General features: G+C 62.4%; 11 protein-coding genes. 3 read left to right on the top strand and 8 right to left on the bottom strand.

The genetic code is table 11. From position 1 onward, the window contains the following. Nucleotides 1-20 precede the first annotated feature (20 nt). Entirely contained in the window at nucleotides 21-983 is a 963-nt protein-coding gene (locus tag HX824_RS04760) for an alpha/beta hydrolase (protein WP_177054198.1), read from the top strand. 50 nt (nucleotides 984-1033) lie between these two features. Here HX824_RS04760 and HX824_RS04755 read toward each other — a convergent pair whose 3' ends face one another. The 5 genes from HX824_RS04755 to pvdM all read right to left on the bottom strand — a co-directional run bounded on the left by HX824_RS04755 (nucleotide 1034) and on the right by pvdM (nucleotide 8965). After that, a complete protein-coding gene (locus HX824_RS04755) occupies nucleotides 1034-3499 on the bottom strand; it encodes a TonB-dependent siderophore receptor (RefSeq protein WP_102605425.1) in 2466 nt (821 codons plus the stop codon). A 97-nt stretch (nucleotides 3500-3596) separates the two neighbouring features. Then, nucleotides 3597-5246 carry a cyclic peptide export ABC transporter gene (locus HX824_RS04750; protein ID WP_003208548.1) on the bottom strand — a complete coding sequence of 550 codons (1650 nt, stop codon included), beginning with the start codon at nucleotides 5244-5246 and terminating at the stop codon, nucleotides 3597-3599. 157 nt (nucleotides 5247-5403) lie between these two features. Beyond that, the gene (locus tag HX824_RS04745) at nucleotides 5404-6279 is read right to left on the bottom strand and encodes a formylglycine-generating enzyme family protein (protein WP_177054197.1); all 876 of its coding nucleotides are present in this window, start codon (nucleotides 6277-6279) and stop codon (nucleotides 5404-5406) included. A 31-nt stretch (nucleotides 6280-6310) separates the two neighbouring features. Further along, on the bottom strand, nucleotides 6311-7588 hold the full coding sequence (locus HX824_RS04740) for an aminotransferase class V-fold PLP-dependent enzyme (RefSeq protein WP_177054196.1): 1278 nt from the start codon (nucleotides 7586-7588) through the stop codon (nucleotides 6311-6313). Nucleotides 7589-7615: 27 nt separating this feature from the next. Next, nucleotides 7616-8965, bottom strand: coding sequence for a pyoverdine-tailoring dipeptidase-like protein PvdM (gene pvdM / locus HX824_RS04735; RefSeq protein WP_177054195.1), 1350 nt, complete (start codon nucleotides 8963-8965; stop codon nucleotides 7616-7618). 152 nt (nucleotides 8966-9117) lie between these two features. On the opposite strand from pvdM, the gene HX824_RS04730 reads away from it, so the two are divergent. Continuing rightward, nucleotides 9118-10746: a PvdJ/PvdD/PvdP-like protein gene (locus HX824_RS04730; RefSeq protein WP_177036774.1), complete on the top strand. Its 1629-nt coding sequence runs from the start codon at nucleotides 9118-9120 to the stop codon at nucleotides 10744-10746. 44 nt (nucleotides 10747-10790) lie between these two features. On the opposite strand, the gene HX824_RS04725 is transcribed toward HX824_RS04730, so the two are convergent. Genes HX824_RS04725 through HX824_RS04715 form a run of 3 tightly spaced genes read right to left on the bottom strand, consistent with a single transcriptional unit; the run spans nucleotide 10791 to nucleotide 15351 of the window. Then, the gene (locus tag HX824_RS04725) at nucleotides 10791-12200 is read right to left on the bottom strand and encodes an efflux transporter outer membrane subunit (protein WP_177054194.1); all 1410 of its coding nucleotides are present in this window, start codon (nucleotides 12198-12200) and stop codon (nucleotides 10791-10793) included. 7 nt (nucleotides 12201-12207) lie between these two features. Then, nucleotides 12208-14178 (bottom strand): MacB family efflux pump subunit, encoded by a 1971-nt coding sequence (locus tag HX824_RS04720; protein ID WP_177054193.1) that lies wholly within the window; start codon nucleotides 14176-14178, stop codon nucleotides 12208-12210. Further along, complete coding sequence (locus tag HX824_RS04715; protein ID WP_177054192.1) at nucleotides 14179-15351, bottom strand: efflux RND transporter periplasmic adaptor subunit; 1173 nt, start codon at nucleotides 15349-15351, stop codon at nucleotides 14179-14181. Nucleotides 15352-15607: 256 nt separating this feature from the next. Here HX824_RS04715 and HX824_RS04710 point away from each other — a divergent pair, with 256 nt between their 5' ends. Continuing rightward, entirely contained in the window at nucleotides 15608-16090 is a 483-nt protein-coding gene (locus HX824_RS04710) for a sigma-70 family RNA polymerase sigma factor (protein WP_177054191.1), read from the top strand. Nucleotides 16091-16131: the final 41 nt, after the last annotated feature.

Below are 16131 nucleotides of genomic sequence, written 5' to 3'. Positions count from 1 at the left end.
TTTTCATAAGGAAACCTGCGATGTCCTTGCATCCGGAACTCAATGCCTTCCTCGACCTGGCGCAAGAAAGCCAGGCGGACGGTCCTGGGCCGTTTCACCTGTCAACGCCCGCCCAGGCCCGGGAGGCGTTCGAGCGCACCACCGCGCAACTGCGCTGGCAGGCGCCTGCGCAGGTGCGCTGCAGCCACATCGAATTCACGGCACGCGATGGCGCGACGCTGGCGTTGCGTGTGTACCGTCCCGCTGACGTTTCGGCGCAGAGCCTGCCGGTGCTGGTGTACTTCCATGGCGGTGGCTACGTGGTCGGCAGCCTGGAATCCCATGACGGGGTGTGCCGCGAATTCTGCGCCAGAACTCCGTGTGCGGTGGTTTCAGTGGGTTATCGACTGGCGCCGGAGCACAGGTTCCCGACGCCGCTGAACGATGGCGCCGATGCCCTGGCCTGGCTGGCCGATAACGCTGCAGCCGAAGGCCTGGACCTCACCCGCGTGGCTTTCGGTGGCGACAGTGTGGGGGCCACGCTGGCGACGGTGCTGGCGTTGCAGTCGGTGCTCGAGCCCGCGACGCTGGCAATTAAACCCTGCTGGCAACTGCTGTGCTATCCGGTGACGGACGCTTCCACCCATAGCCCGTCGACCGAGCTGTTCGGCGAGGGCTATCTGCTGGAGACCGAGACACTGGAATGGTTCTACCGGCATTACGCCCGGGAGGCGGCGGATCGTCTTGACTGGCGCTTCTCGCCATTGCTGGCGCCGGGGTACCCGGGCATGCCACCGGCGCTGATTGCGTTGGCCGGTCATGACCCGCTGCTGGATGAAGGGCGTGCCTATGCCCGACGGTTGCAGGAGCAGGGGGTGGCGGTGGAAGTGATCGAGTACACCGGGTTGATTCACGATTTCCTGCGCCTGCAGAGCGTGGTGCCGGATATCGACGAGGTGTACGGTCAATTGACCCAGGCATTGCGAGCCGCGCTGGCAGCTTGAGAACAGGCACAAAAAAACCGGGCCAGGCCCGGTTTTTTTGTGGGTGTCGGCTAGAAGTTGTACGTCACGTCAACCGAGGCGACGCGTTCCTGGCCGTAGTAGCAGCCGAACGAGTAGTTGCAGTGGGACACGTACTCGCGGTTGAACACGTTCTGCACGTTCAGGCTGGTCTCCACGCCACGCAGGCTTGGCGATACCTTGCTCAGGTCGTAGCTGACGGTGGTGTCATAGACCACAAAGCCCGGGACCTCGAACGAGTTGGCGGCATCACCGGGTTTGGGGCCGGTGTAGCGGGCGCCGGCACCGAAGGTCAGGCCATTGAGCACCGCCTGGGTGAAGTGGTAGTCAACCCACAGCGATGCCGAAACCGGAGCCTGTTGCTCGGTGCGGTTACCGGTGTTGCCGTAGTTGTTCTTGATGTAGAACGCGTCGAGGTAGGACGCAGCAGCCAGTACGTCGACGTTGGCAATCGTCGATTTGACTTCCAGTTCAACACCGCGGGAGCGAACCTGGCCTTGCTGGACCGAGTACTGGGTGTACTCGTTATCCTGGCTCAACACGTTTTTCTGCTTGATCTGGTACACGGAAGCCGTGATCAGCGTCTTCTCGAACGGCTGGTACTTCACACCCACTTCGTACTGTTCGCCTTCGGTCGGCGCGAAGGCCTTGCCGCCACGTTCGGGCGCGGTAGTGCCAACGGTCGGCAGGAAGGATTCGGAGTAGCTGACGTACGGCGCCAGCCCGAAGTCGGTGACATAGGTCAGGCCGACACGGCCGGTGAACTTGTTGTCACGCTGTTCGGTGATGGAGTTTGCAATCAGGTCCTTGTTTTCAACTTCGGCCCAGTCCTGACGGCCACCAATGGTCAGGATCCACTTGTCCAGTTTGATCTGGTCCTGCAGGTAGACGCCGGTCTGGCGCACGGTGTTGTCCCACTTGGTGGTTTTTTCCGGGGTCACGCTGCTGGTGTCGTAGTTGTTGTTTTCGCCGTAGAGGTTGATCGGCAGTACGTTGTAGGCGTTGTAGCCGGTGTATTTGCGGTTGAAGTTGCGATAGTCCAGGCCGACCAGGGTGGTGTGCTCCAGCGCGCCGGTGTTGAATTTGTATTCCAGGTTGTTATCGATGGTGTAGGCGGTGTTGTGCTGGCGCCAGTCGAGTTTGACACGGTTGGCCCGGGTCTGGTCGACCGCGCCGGTGACTGCATCGGTGACGAAGCTGCGCAGGTAGAAGCCTTTGTAGTCGTCGCGTACGTCGGTGTAGCGGGCGGTGGAGCGACCTTTCAGGTTTTCGCTGAAGCTGTGGGTCAAGTCGTAGCCCAGGATGAACTGGTCACGTTTGTAGTCGTTGTATTTCGAGTCGCCGGAGAAGAAGTTGCGGTCGATGCGTTTGCCGTTGGGGCCGCGCTCGAGAGAGCCGATCATTGGCAACGCCTGATAGTCTTCCAGGCCTCGGTCCCGCTGGATCTGCGCCAGTACGGTCAGGGATGTGTCGTCGTTCGGGGCCCAGGTCAGGCTGGGTGCCAGCAGCATGCGTTCGCTGTGGGTATGATCGACCTGCTGGTTGCCTTTCTTCGCGACGCCGACGATGCGATAGCTGAACTCTTTCTGATCGTCGAGCGGGCCGCTGGTGTCGAATGCGCCGTTGACCCGGTTGTAGCTGCCGGCACCGATCTTGACCTCGCTGCGTTGTTCGGTGGTCGGTCGCTTGGAGACCATGTTGATCAGGCCGCCTGGCTGGTTCTGGCCAAAGAGCACCGACGATGGGCCCTTGAGCACTTCGATGCGCTCCAGGGTATACGGATCGATTTGCGGGGCGCCGCCGAGGCTGCCGGCATAGGGCAAGTAAGCGCCGTCCAGGTACAGCTGGGTAGGGGCGAAGCCACGGCTGGTGATTTCGTCGGCGATCGCGTTGCGGTCGGTGAAGCCGCCGGTGTTCAGGCCTGGCGTGTAGCGCAAGGCCTGGGTCAGGTTGAGTGCGCCCTGGGTTTCGATCTGTTTAGCGGTGACTACGTTGACGGTTTGCGGGATTTCCAGGAGGGGCGTATCGGTCTTGGTGCCGGTGGCGCTGCGGGTGGCAACGTAGCCGTCCACGGGGCCGTAGGCCGATTCAACAGCCTGGCCACTGATGGTGGTGGCACCCAGCTCCAGTGAATCACCCGTTGCCCGGGCACGTACGGTGACGGTGTTGGCTTGAACGGTGAACACAGCGCCGGTCCCCACCAGCATCTGCGACAACGCCTGTTCAGGCGACAACCGGCCGCTCACCGGCTGGCTGTGCTGGCCCTTTACATCATCGGCGCTGTACAGCACTTGCATGTTCGACTGGGTGCCCAGTGCCTGCAGGGCGCTTGCCAGCGATTGTGCAGGGATATTGAAGTTGATCTCCTGGGCCTGAACCTGCGCACTGAACGGCAACGCCAGCGCCATGCTGAACGCGGTGGCGCTGAAGCCCGGCTGCAGCATACGGCGCATGAACAAGGCTTTGGTAAAACGTGGAATCCCCGCAATTGCTGACATTGTGCTCACTCTTACTGGTTTTAATGGTTGCGTAGTTGTTAGCGATTCTTAATTAGACGCACGAGGCCGAAAAAACCAGAATGAGAATCTAACTTATTCATGCCGGTTGCAGTTCGGTGGCTACTTTCCCGGCTTCCATGCGGACCAGTTGGTCGGCAATGTCGAAGTAACGATCGTCGTGGGAAATCACGATGATGGTTTTGCCCAGGCGCTTGAGATCCGGCAGCAGCTCGGTGTAGAAAATCCGCCGGAACGTCGGGTCCTGGTCTGCGGCCCATTCGTCAAACACCAGCACCGGGCGTTCCTCCAGCCATGCATTGACCAGCGCCAGGCGCTTGCGCTGGCCGGTGGACAGGTCGGTGGTGGTGAACGAACCGTCACGCACGCTGACCTTGTGGCCGATTTCCAGGCGCTGCAGGTATTGGTTGGCATCTTCGGGAATATGGGTATCGCCCTGCACCACGTCGTCGAACAGGTAGTAGTCAGCGAAGATCGTGGTGAACAACTGGCGATAGTCGTCACGTGTCACTGCCGTCACGGGCTGCCCGTTGAGGCGGATTTCCCCCTGCTGCGGGGCGTACAGGCCTAGCAGCAGCTTGATCAGGGTGGTCTTGCCGCAACCGTTTTCGCCGACAATGAAGATGATGTCGCCTTGCTCGATCTTCAGGTTGACCGGGCCCAGGCGAAACGGTGCGCTGCCTTCGGTGGCGGGGAAACTGTAGGACACGTCCGTCAATTCCAGGCTGTGCACCGGCGTACTCTGGTTGCCTTGGTCGCTGAGCAGCAGGTGGGGTTCGGGCGAGGAAAACTGCTCCGACAGCGCGGCGATACGGCGGAATGCGATCTGCGCGCGGCTGACGATTGGCAGGGTGCCGATCAGATGCTCCAGCGGCCCTTTCATGTACAGCAGCACCAGCACAAAGCCGCTCATCACTGATTTGTCGGCACTCGGCCACAGTGATTGCAGGGCGAGTGCCAGCCCGATGACCACGAAAAACAGCATGGAGCCGAGGGTCTTGGCGACGACGAAAATATTCACCGAACGAATTTGTGTGTCGCAGATTTTGTCGGCGGTGCTTTCTATCCCCGACACAAACATGCGGTGCCTGCGCGGACGATGGATGCGCAACTCCTTGGCGCCCTCGGCGATGGAGTTGTAGTGTTTCTGCAGTTCGTCTTCGGCGTCGCGGGCCTCCATGAAGCCTTTGATTCCCCGGCCCCGGGCGATGTACTGGACGACCGTGCCGATGATGATCGCGACCACCATGATCAAGAACATCGGCCATGACAGCATCGCCAGGTAACCCATGCAGCCAAGGGTGACGGTCAGCGAAATGGCCAGCGGGGCGAAGGCGAACGCGAAATCGCTGATGGTGTCGACGTCGTGGGTGAGCACCGGGATCAGGCGGTGGCTGCGGTAGCGCTCAATCTGTTCGATGGGCGCCGACAGGACTTTTTCCCCAAGCTCCTTGCGCAGCCGGGCGATGATCTTTTGCCCCACATAATTGGTGCCGATATCGGAAAAGATCGAACTGACCAGTGCCAGCAGGCAGAGGCCGGCAAAGGCGCCGACCACGGTGTTGGTCAGGCCGTTGTCGGCGTGCAGCACGGTATTGATGGTCGCCAGCAATACCGTGACGCTGAGGCCGCCGACCATGCCGAGCAGAATGGAGCCGACAACGATCAGCCGAAAGGGTTTGAGCAGGGTGAACAATTCATTGATCACCCCACGTGTTGGTTTGCTCATGGAGGTTCCCTGCTTGAAGATCGGCCGGGCCCGGCTTCGGTCGCGGGCTCGGCCTGGGTGGCATAGAGGGCGGTGGTGCGCCGCAATGCGTTGCATGACGGGTCACACACACCTGTAAAACGACTGGGGGGAGGGTTAATTTAGAGGGCTGGCTGCCTTACAGATCCCGCACGACGCGAAAGCCGATCCAGTCACCGCGGTTGTCCGGTACCAACGCATTGCGGTTGCCGGAGCGGGAGAACACGGGGGCTTCACCCCAGTCGTTGCCGCGGATGCGTCTGAACTGGCATTTACCGGTCAGCCAGGCGCTGCCGTCGCTTGGGGCGCCGACGTAATCGTCGTTGTAGCAATCGGCTGTCCACTCGTAGACGTTGCCGTGCATGTCGTACATGCCGAACGCGTTGGGCGGGTAGCTGCCCACCGGGGACGAGTAGCTGTAGCCATCCGCCGGGCCGTAGGTGTTGGCATGCCGGGCAATGCTGTAGCCCTTGCCCTCGTCGAACGGGAAGGGGAACGGGCCGGTGGAGCCGGCGCGGGCGGCGTATTCACGTTGGGCTTCGCTGACCATCTGGTAGTGATGGCCGGTTTTCTTCGATAGCCAGGCGACGTAGTTCTGCACATCCTCGAAGTCCATGCACACGGCAGGTTGGCGCGGCCCCTGGGGGTAGCGTGGCTTGCTGGCAACGCACTCGCGGCCGGGTCGTTCATCGCCATTGGCAATCTTGACCCCGGACTGGCGTACATAGCTGTCCCACTCGCCGGCGGTGACCTGGAAGCGGCTCATGGCGAAGGGCCTGGCAAAGGTGACCGGGTGCATCGGGCCTTCATCAGGCTCGCGTCCCACTTCGTCTTCCGGGGTGCCCATGGTGAACGTACCGGCGGGCAACACGACCATTTCCGGGCAGTCCTTGCAGTCCTTGAACACTTTACCGGGTGTCGGCGTGGCCGCCTGGGCCAGGCCCGGTAGCAGGGCACTGCACAGTGTTGTCAGAATCACTGCGGCCAGCGGTTTCAGGTGCGGGTGATGGTTCATGGGAGCATCTCGCTGAAATGAAAAAGAGGCGTCACAACCGTTGGCTCAGCAACGTCATGAAGCGCTGGATCTCGGCCGATGTGTTGAGCAGGCCCGGGGAAGTGCGAATCACCGGGCCGGCGTCCCGATATACCGAGTCGATCACTACCCGGTTTTTCATCATGTGGGCGGCCACGTCGCGGCTGTCCTGGCCGTTGACCCGGAAGAAGGTGAAGCCTGCCGACAACTCGCTGCTGCGGGGTGTCACCAGCTCTATCTTCGAGTGCGCCAGCAGTTGGGTCTTCAGTTCGTCGTTGAGCTGATGAATGCGTGCCTGTACCTGCGGCTTGCCCAACTGCAAGTGCAGTTTGAAGGCTTCATCCGCAGCCCAGCGATGTTCAAAGGCGTGGTAGCCGCCGGGTGTCATGGTGGTGGCGAAGTTGGTGTCTTCGGAGAAGGTCGGCACCATCGGTGTCACGTCGGTGTTCTGCTCCGAGCGGGCGCAAATGATCCCGGTGCCCCGCGGGCCGAACATCCACTTGTGGGTGCCGGCAATGAAAAAGTCGCAATGCATGTCCGGGAAGTCGAGGTTCTCGACGCCAAACCCATGCACACCATCGACCACGTAGAGGATGCGGTCCTTGTCGTCACGATTGCGGTTGTGTTCATCCACCAGCTTGCCGATCGAGCCGATCGGCAGCTTGACGCCGCTGCCGGATTGCACCCAGGTCATGCCGAGCACACGGGTATTGGGGCGGATATTGCGCTCGATAGAACCGAGCACTTCATCGACGGACACCGAATGGGCGCTCTCGAACAATTTGATCTTGCGTACCTGGGTGCCTTCCTTGCGTACCCGGAAATCGAGGCTGTAGGCGGTGGCGTAATGTTCGTGAACAGTGGTGAGGATTTCCTGGTCGGGGCGTACCTGGATCCCGCCGTAAATCATCGCCAGGCCTTCGGAGGTGCTGCCGGTCAGGGCTATCTGGCCGGGCCTGGCATTCAGGTAGCGGCCGGCCCATTCGCGCACCTGGCCTTCACGCTTCCATGTCTCTTGCAGGTCCCAATCCATGGCCAGGCCGGGGTTGCGGTCGATCTGCGCGCGGTAGCGCTCGATGGCCTCACGCACCGGCTTGGGGTGCGAGGCCACCAGGAAATTCGAAAAGTGCAGGTAGTCCGGGTCCTGGGTAAACAGTTGGCGAAAGCCTGCCCAAGGGTCGCCAGGTGGTGCCGCATTGCCTGCCAGTGCCTGGGGGATGATGGCAGTGCCCAGCGGCAGGCTCGCGGCGAGAAGCCCGGCCTGCTTGAGAAACGTACGGCGGTCGGTCATGAATTCACTTCATTCATTGAGGGTGGTTCAGCGGTTGGCCAATGGCTTGGCAGCTTTTTGTACCTGGTCCCAGACCCGCAGGAAGTTGCCTCCCCAGAGCTTGGCGATATCGGCTTCGGAGTAGCCGCGCTGGATCAGTTCCGCAGTCACGTTGCGCACTTCGCCGACGTTCTCCCAGCCCTTGAGGCCGCCGCCGTCGTTGAAGTCCGAGGCGATGCCGACGTGGTCGATGCCAACCTTGCGCACGGTGTAATCGATGGCATCGCCCAAGTCCTTGAGGGTGGCCTTGGGTTCTTCTTCGAGGATGGCGTACAGCGCACTGGCGTATTGGCCAAACTTTTGTTCTGGCCAGGCCGAGATGATCGGGTCGCCGGGCATCAGGGCTACGGCCAGGTTGGGCAGTGGCGGCAGGTCGAAGCGCGCGCGCAACGCGTTGAGTTTGTCCTGGGTGGGCTGGCTGAGGGGGCGCAGGTAAGCTGGGAAGCCCACCACCTGAACGACACCGCCGCTGTTCTTGATCAGTTGCAGTTCCTTGTCGCTGAGGTTGCGTGGTATGTCCACCGACGCCCGTGGCGCCGAATGGGAGGCCACCATCGGTGCGCGGCTCAGTTGCGCAACTTGCTCCAGGGCCTTGGTGGACATCTGCGAGACATCAATGATTACCCCCAGGTCGTTGAGGCGATGCACGGCTTGCTTGCCGATATCCGAGAGGCCGTCGAGGGCATCGGGTGAGTCATTGAAAAACGGCAGTGGGCGTGACGAGTCCGACCAGGCGTTGTTGCCGATGTAGCTGAAGCCGAACATGCGCATGCCGCGCGCGGTCCACAGGTTCAACTGATTAAGGTCATCACCCAGCGGGTAGGCGTTGAGCATGCTGATAAAGATCGCAAACTTGCCTTCGCCATGCAGACGCCGGAAATCATCCGGGGTGTAGGCAATGCCCACTTGGTTGGGGAAGTCGCGAACCATGCCGGAGATGATCTTGTAGCGAGTCTCCTGCTGGTGGCGGGCTTCTTCGACAAAACCCGCGGTGGGCTTGTGGGGCGCATTGGGACCGTTCCACATTTCCGGCCAGCCGAAAATCGTCAGGGCTGCACCCGACAGGCGCCCCCGGCTGGCCTTGGCCAGGTCGAACTGGCCGCTGCCGTCCTTGTCGGCTTCGTTGCCGGCGGTACCAAAGTTGAGCGGCACGGTGATGTGACTGTCGAACGACAGCAGGCGGTCCTGCATCTCATTGGCCTGCTTGATTACCGCCAACGGGTACCCGGCATTGCCCCTGAACCAATGGTCCCAAGCCAGGAACCCGGCCCCGGCGCCAATGGCCAGGACCAGCGGCAGGCCGAAGTACAACGCCTTTTTCGAACGTGGTTTTGTCATTGCCATCTCAGTCAGTTGAGGCCTTTGCTATCTGGGATGAACGAGCGATGGGCGGGAAAATTTAAGCCTGGGAGGCGCGGTGCTAAATTTCCCCTGTCAGCGAACGTTCTAGCTTGGATAAAGCCTGCTTGATGGCTGACACAGGTAAAGCAATGACGATTTCTCGACGAGGGTTCATCGCCGGCCTGGCGCTGACTGGCGCTGCAGTGCCTGCGGCCTTTTATGCCCATCGCGAGCTGACGCGTGAAGAGTTTCCGATTACCCCGGGCGAAGCCACGGTGGATCTGGCAGACACCGCCGGCCAGCATTTGGCGGACAGCCTGCGTGGCGTTTGGCATGTGCAGTTGGCAGGCCGCGATGCCGGCCTGAAAGGCCTGCCCCTGGAAGGCCTGGAATTGCTCCTCGACGTTGCCCCGCGTGGGCGTGGCCTGCGGGGCTACCTCGACACTGGCGAACAACTGCGTGCCGACGGCGAGCCGCGCTATCGTGTGTTGGGTGACCTGACTCCCGGCGACGGGGCGCATCTGTACTGGCGCCTGATCGACCGCGATGCCGTGGACGGGGCTCCAGCCTACGAGTTCAAAATGACCCTTGATGAAGTCTGGGCCGAATTCGGTAACGCCGGCAGCGGCACCTTGAGCGGGCAGATCCTCAGCCTGGACCGCCCATTGGCCCTGCTCGAACGGGACAATCATTTTGTCGCCACCAAGCGGCTGTTTCCCGAGGCGCGTGAGCGCATCGGTCTCAACCCGGTTCTATTGGCCTGGTTGATTGCTCCCGAACATCGCCTGTTTCACCAGCTCTGGCACGCTTCCCGTGACCAGTGGCACAAACTCTCCGAAGACAAGCGTAATGCCTTGCGGGGGATCGGCTGGCAGCCTGGTCCGCGTGACCGGGAGCGCGATGCACGGGGGCCGCGCAAGGATCGCAACGGTTCGGGCATCGACTTCTTTTTCATGCATCGGCACATGCTGGGCGCCGCACGTTCGATGCAGGACTTGCCATCGTGGACGTACTTCCCTCAGCCACAGCCGGGGCTGGAGCGTGATCGCCAGGGGTTTGTCCGCTATTTCGACAATCATGACGGTTTCGCGTTGCCGCCTACCTGGATGGCGGCGAATGACAGTGCGTATACCCAGTGGGTCAGCGATATCAAGGCGGCCGAGACTTACCACAGTAACTTTGAGGTCTGGGAGTCGCAGTACCGTGACCCGCGCTACCTGGCGAAACTCACCTTGGGGCAGTTCGGCTCGGAGGTGGAGCTGGGCCTGCACGACTGGCTGCATATGCGCTGGGCCTCGGTGCCGCGGGACCCGTCCAACGGCGCGCCGGTGCCTTTTGCACGGGACCCGGCTGACTTTGCCGCGCGTTGGTACGTGGCAGAGAATGACTTCCTTGGAGATCCGTTTTCTTCTCACGTGAATCCGGTGTTCTGGCGTTTTCATGGTTGGATCGATGACCGCATCGAGGATTGGTTTCGTGCCCACGAGCGTTTTCATCCGGGTGAAGTGAGCCGGCTGGAAGTCAACGGCGTGCCCTGGTTTGCGCCGGGGCGCTGGGTGGAGGTGGATGACCCGTGGCTGGGGCCGGACACCCATGGTTGCAGCACCACGCCGGGGTTGCAGATGGGCAAGTCGATGGAGATGGACCCGGAGACCATGAAGCTGGCGCTGCGGATTACCTTCGGGGCGGATGAGGACAGGCTGGCCGGGCTGTTTCGCAAGGTGCCGAAGCGTCCCTGGTATGCGCGGCATTTGAAGGTCAAGGAGCGGGTGCTCTAAAGCGCGCCGCTCAACGGTGGGGGCCGGGCAAGCCCGGCTTTCATTCAGTTGATCGTGCTTGCTGGCACCTGCCAGCCGCCCCCCAGTGCCTTATACAACGCAATGCTTGCGTTCAGCCGCGATCGGCGTAATTGCACATTCATGTCCTGCGCCGCATATAACGTGCGCTGCGTCTCCAGCACCGTCAGCAAGTCCTCCGCCCCGGCTTCATAGCGACTCTGGGCAATCTCGAAGGCAGTCTGCGCCTCCCTCAGTTCCTCGCTCTGCCACTGACGCTGCGCATCCAGCCCGCGAATGCTGCTCAGGGCTTTTTCCACATCGGCAAAGCCATTGATGATCGCTCCCCGGTAAGTCTGCAGCAGCTCATCCTGGCGCGCCCGGGCCTTGTCCCGCTCGGCGCTCAGGCGGCCATTGTTGAAGATCGGTGCGACCAGGCCGGAAGTGAGGTTGTAGAACGGGCTGCGCACTACGTCGGCGAGCTTGTTGGCACCCGAGCCAAGGTCGGCACTGAGGGTGAGGGTGGGCAGCATGGCCGCCCGGGCCACGGTGACGTCTGCCTGGGCTGCTGCCAGCCGGGCCTCGGCGCTGGCGATGTCGGGCCGGCGGCTGAGCAGTTGGCTGGGAACACCGGCGGCGATGCCCGGCCAGTTCAATTGGGCGAAGGGTTGCGGGGCCAGGTGCAGGTCCTGCACCGGTGTGCCCAGCAGTGCCGCGAGGCTGATCAAGGCCTCGTCGGCCTGTTGCTGTGCCAGCGGCAGTTGGCGTTGTTGTGCGGCCACGAGGCTTTTTTGCTGGGCCAGTTCCAGGGCGGTGGCGGAGCCTGCATCGTGGCGAGTCTGCACCAGCTTCAACACGTTTTGGGCGTTGTCCAGGTTGAGTTGGGCGATGCGCAGTTGCTCACGCAATGACAGCCACTGGGTATAGCTGGTCGCAACACCGCTGAGCAGGGTCAGTTCCACGGTGGCCTGGTCGAATTCGCTGGCGCGCACCTCTTCCACGGCGCTGTCCCGGGCGGCTCGCTTGCCACCCCAGAAATCAATTTCGTAAGTGGCGCTCAGGCGCGCATCGAAGTAATCCACGGCCTTGTTGCTGCTGGTGGCATCCAGCTGGCTGTAGCCCTTGCCCCGCAGCAGCTTCTGGCGGTTTGCATTGAACGCGCCGGTGAGTTCAGGCAGCAACGGTGCGCCAGCTATCACTGCGCTGGCCTGGGCCTGGCGCACCCGGGCCATGGCGCTGGCCAGGTCGTAACTGTCTCTGCGGGCCCGTTCGATCAGTTGGTTGAGCTGGGGGCTGTCGAAGCTTGTCCACCATTGCTGGTTGTCCCGCAGCGCCGTTGCGTCGTTTGCACTGTGCCAGGCGGGCGGTGTTTGCATGCCTGCGCCCGGACGCGGTGCGGGGCTGCTGCAGGCGGCCAGCAGCAGGCTGGCGGCGAGGAGGGTCAGGGACACTTTCATAGGGCGATCATTCACTGGTAAGGGCCTTGACCGGGTCAAGTCGAGCGGCTTTGCGGGCCGGCATGAAACCGAAGATAACGCCGGTGACCAGGGCGCAGAAGAAGGCCCCCACGGCGGCCGGAATCGAGAACGCGACGGCCACGTTGCTGAGGATCAGCACGCCGCCCACCAGCAGGGCGAGGCCGATGCCGGTGACGCCGCCGACCACAGAGAGCATCACCGCTTCAGTGAGGAACTGGCGCAGGATGTCCCGCTGCCGCGCCCCGGTGGCCATGCGAATGCCGATTTCCCGGGTGCGTTCACGTACGGTCATCAGCATGATATTCATCACCCCGATACCTCCCACCAGCAGCGAAATCGCGGCAATCGAGCCGAGCATCAGTGACAAGGTGTTCTGGGTGCGTGCCTCGGCCTGGATCATCGCGGCATTGTTGGTCAGTTCAAAGTCGTGCTTGCCGTTGTGCAGGCGCAGCAACAACTGATTGATAGCCTGTTCGGCGTCGTGCACGTTGCGCGCGTCGGCGGCGGCAATCACTACGTATTCGGGGTTATAGCTGCCGAACAGACGCACGCTGGCGGCAGAGTAGGGGATGGCGATACGGTCGTCGCTGTCTTTGTCGCCGGAGCTGGCGCCTTTTTCGGCGAGCACACCGACCACCTGGAATGGAACGTTTTCGATCAGGATGTATTGCCCGATCGGGTCGGTCACATCCTTGAACAGCTTGTCGCGTACCCGTTTGCCGATCACTGCCACCGTGGCTCCGGCGCGCTCGTCGGCCTCGGTGAAGTAACTCCCCTCGACCACTGGCCAGTTGAAAATGGCCGGGAAATTGGTGTCATTGCCCCCGACATACGCCATATGGTCGACGTTGCCAAAGCGAACGCCGGCCTCTGCGCCGTTCACCGGCATGATGCGCTTGACCTGAGGCAGGGCCGCCAGGGCGGCCACGTCGTTGAGGGTGATCACGCCGGGTGGTGTGCGCGGGTTGGGCGCCGACCCGCTGACGTAGAGGATATTGGAGCCGAAAGCGCCCATCTGCGCCATCACCTGGCGCTTGCTGCCTTCGCCCACCGCCAGCATCACCACCACCGACGCCACGCCGATGATGATCCCCAGCAGCGTCAGCGCCGTGCGAAAACGGTTGATCCACATCACCCGCCACGCGGCTTGCACGGCATCCAGCAGCTCGGCTTTCCAGGCGCCGTTGTGCTCGGCGCCATCGGCCAGGCGCTGGCGCAGGTCCACGGCTTGCAACGCGCCGGAGATGGCCGCGGGGGGCGTCTCGCTGGTCTCGGCAGAGTCGCTGATGATCAGCCCGTCGCGGATCTCGATGATGCGATTGGCCCGCGCCGCGACTTCGCGGTCGTGGGTGATCAGGATGACCACGTGGCCCTGGCTGGCCAGTTCGTCCAGCAGGGTCATGACCTCGGCGCCGCTGTGGCTGTCGAGGGCGCCGGTGGGTTCGTCGGCGAGGATGATATGCCCGCCGTTCATCAACGCCCGGGCAATCGACACCCGCTGTTGCTGGCCGCCGGAAAGCTGGTGCGGGCGGTTGCCGGTGCGCTCGGCCAGGCCCAGGCGCGTGAGCAGGGCCTTGGCGCGGGCATGGCGTTCGGCGGCGCTGATGCCGGCATAGATCGCCGGCATCTCGACGTTTTCCTGGGCCGAGCCGGAAGGGATCAGGTGATAGCCCTGGAACACGAAACCGAAGGCCTCGCGGCGCAGCCAGGCGAGTTCGTCGCTGTCGAGCTGGGCGACGTTCTCTCCGGCGAACAGGTAGTCGCCCTCGGTGGGGCGGTCGAGGCAGCCGAGGATATTCATCAGCGTGGATTTGCCGGAGCCGGAGGCGCCGACAATCGCCACGAATTCCCCGGCATGCATCGCCAGGTCGATGCCGCGCAGCACATCAACCTGCGGCGTGTCGCCGCCGCCGTAGGATTTGCGGATGCCCTTGAGTTCGATCAGTGGGGTCGACATTCAACCTCCGCTGCCATCGGCCGGGCCGATCAGCAGGTGATCGCCTTCGTTCAGGCCTTCCAGCACCTGGACTCGCAGGCGGTCGCTGAGGCCCAGGCGGATTTCGCGTTGCTCGATGCTGCCGTTTTTCGCCACCACGCGGGCGATCTGTTTGTCGCCGCCGAGGCTGCCTTGCAGGGCGGCGACCGGCGCGGTCAGGGTGTCCCTGGCCTGGCCGGCGACGAAGAATACCTGGGTGGTCATTTCCGCCATCAAGGCGTTATCGGTGTTTTCGACGTCCAGCAGCACCGTGTAAAGCACCACTCGCCCGGTGCCGCTTTTGCTGGCGCTGCTCGGGCTGCCACCGCCCTGGCTGGTTTCGTTGAGCGGCTTGGGCGGGATCGGCAAAATCTGCCGTACGGTGCTGCTCCAGCGCCGGCTGCCGCCGCTCAGGGTGGTGAAGTAGGCCGTCATGCCGGGTTTGACATGGCCGATGTCGGCTTCCGAGACTTCGGCCCATACGGTCATCGGCGAAAGCTTGGCGATCCGCAGGATCAGCGGGGTTTGCTGCTGGGCGTTGAGTGTCTGGCCTTCCCGGGCGTCCACCGCGACCACGGTGCCGCTCATTGGCGCATAAATGCGCGTGTAGCCCAACTCTGCCTCGTCACTGCGCAGGCTGGCCCTGGCCTGGCGAATCTGCGCCAGGAACATCTCGACCCGCGCCTGGGTGGCGCTCAGTTCGGCCCTGGCAGTTTGCACGTCTTCCTCGCGGGTGGCGTTGCCGGCGACCAGGCGTTGCTGGCGCTGGTACTTCTGGCGGGCCAGTTCGTGCTGGGCCCGTTGCTCCTGCAACTGGGCCTGCAGGTTCTCGATGGCGTAGCGGCTGGCATCGAGCTTGGCTTTTTGCGTGGAGGGGTCGATCTCTACCAGCAATTGGCCTTCCTTGACCTGGGCACCGGCCTCGACGTGAATCTTCTGGATCTGTCCGGACGCCTGGGCGCCCACGTCGACGTAGCGCCGGGGTTGCAGGGTGCCCAGGGCCGTGACGCTGCTTTCGATATCGCCCCGGGTCACGGTGACGGTCGCCAGCTTGTCCCGGCCCGGCGGCAGGACCTGCCAGGCAGCTAAAGCGATGACGGGGATCAGGCACGCGACCACAAGCAGGGCGCGTCGGGCAGGTCGAGGACGTTTCATGCAGAGTTCCAGCCAGGAAAGATCGGCCCGCAGGAGCGGGAAGCTGACAGGTAGACGAGGAAATTGCCCGGGGATTTAGGCCGTTACATATGCCGTTACAGGTGTGTCAGGCAAAATAATTGGCCGGTGTTGCAAGTCTTGTTTAAAACTAGATGAGAATTACTATAAATTACACGCACCTCAAACTGCCATCATCGAATCGGCCGTTATCTTCGTACTCAAAGGACCTAATGCCGCCTACAGGCGGTCGGGAGTCATGTTGGAAAACTACTATCGCGAGCTGGTGTGTTTCCTCAACGCCAAGCTGGGCAACCGTCAGGTGGCCGAAGATATGGTGCATGACGCTTATGTGCGGGTGCTGGGGCGTGCCAGCGAGGTCCCGATCGAGCAGCCCCGGGCGTTTCTCTATCGCACGGCGCTGAACCTGGTGATCGACGGTCATCGGCGCAACGCCCTGCGCCAGGATGAACCCCTGGAAGTACTCGACAGCGAGGAGCGTTTTTCGCTGTCTTCGCCCCATCACTGCCTGGACCACGGCCAGCGCCTGGAAATGCTTGAGCGCGCGCTGGCCGAGCTGCCGGCGCTCTGCCGTGACAGTTTCCTGTTGCGCAAGCTCGACGGCCTGTCCCACCTGCAAATCGCCGAGCGCCTGGGTATTTCCCGCGCGCTGGTGGAAAAACACATCGTCAATGCCATGAAGCATTGCCGGGCGCGCATGCGTGAGTGGGATGCGCACTGATTCCAGCGTTAGCTAAATTTTATTTCATTGTCCTCGTCTCC

Origin of the sequence: Pseudomonas sp. D4002 (genome assembly GCF_013385665.1) — a bacterium.
GTDB lineage: Bacteria > Pseudomonadota > Gammaproteobacteria > Pseudomonadales > Pseudomonadaceae > Aquipseudomonas.
The sequence above is the reverse complement of the archived record's forward strand: the minus strand, read 5'-3'. Positions and strand labels throughout refer to the sequence as shown.

Bases quoted from the DNA above. Each gene is read 5' to 3' on its own strand.
- HX824_RS04725 (WP_177054194.1), bottom strand. From the start codon at position 12,200: ATGAAAGTGTCCCTGACCCTCCTCGCCGCCAGCCTGCTGCTGGCCGCC.
- HX824_RS04740 (WP_177054196.1), bottom strand. From the start codon at position 7,588: ATGACCGACCGCCGTACGTTTCTCAAGCAGGCCGGGCTTCTCGCCGCG.
- pvdM (WP_177054195.1), bottom strand. From the start codon at position 8,965: ATGACAAAACCACGTTCGAAAAAGGCGTTGTACTTCGGCCTGCCGCTG.
- HX824_RS04715 (WP_177054192.1), bottom strand. From the start codon at position 15,351: ATGAAACGTCCTCGACCTGCCCGACGCGCCCTGCTTGTGGTCGCGTGC.
- HX824_RS04730 (WP_177036774.1), top strand. From the start codon at position 9,118: ATGACGATTTCTCGACGAGGGTTCATCGCCGGCCTGGCGCTGACTGGC.
- HX824_RS04710 (WP_177054191.1), top strand. From the start codon at position 15,608: ATGTTGGAAAACTACTATCGCGAGCTGGTGTGTTTCCTCAACGCCAAG.
- HX824_RS04720 (WP_177054193.1), bottom strand. From the start codon at position 14,178: ATGTCGACCCCACTGATCGAACTCAAGGGCATCCGCAAATCCTACGGC.
- HX824_RS04745 (WP_177054197.1), bottom strand. From the start codon at position 6,279: ATGAACCATCACCCGCACCTGAAACCGCTGGCCGCAGTGATTCTGACA.
- HX824_RS04750 (WP_003208548.1), bottom strand. From the start codon at position 5,246: ATGAGCAAACCAACACGTGGGGTGATCAATGAATTGTTCACCCTGCTC.
- HX824_RS04760 (WP_177054198.1), top strand. From the start codon at position 21: ATGTCCTTGCATCCGGAACTCAATGCCTTCCTCGACCTGGCGCAAGAA.
- HX824_RS04755 (WP_102605425.1), bottom strand. From the start codon at position 3,499: ATGTCAGCAATTGCGGGGATTCCACGTTTTACCAAAGCCTTGTTCATG.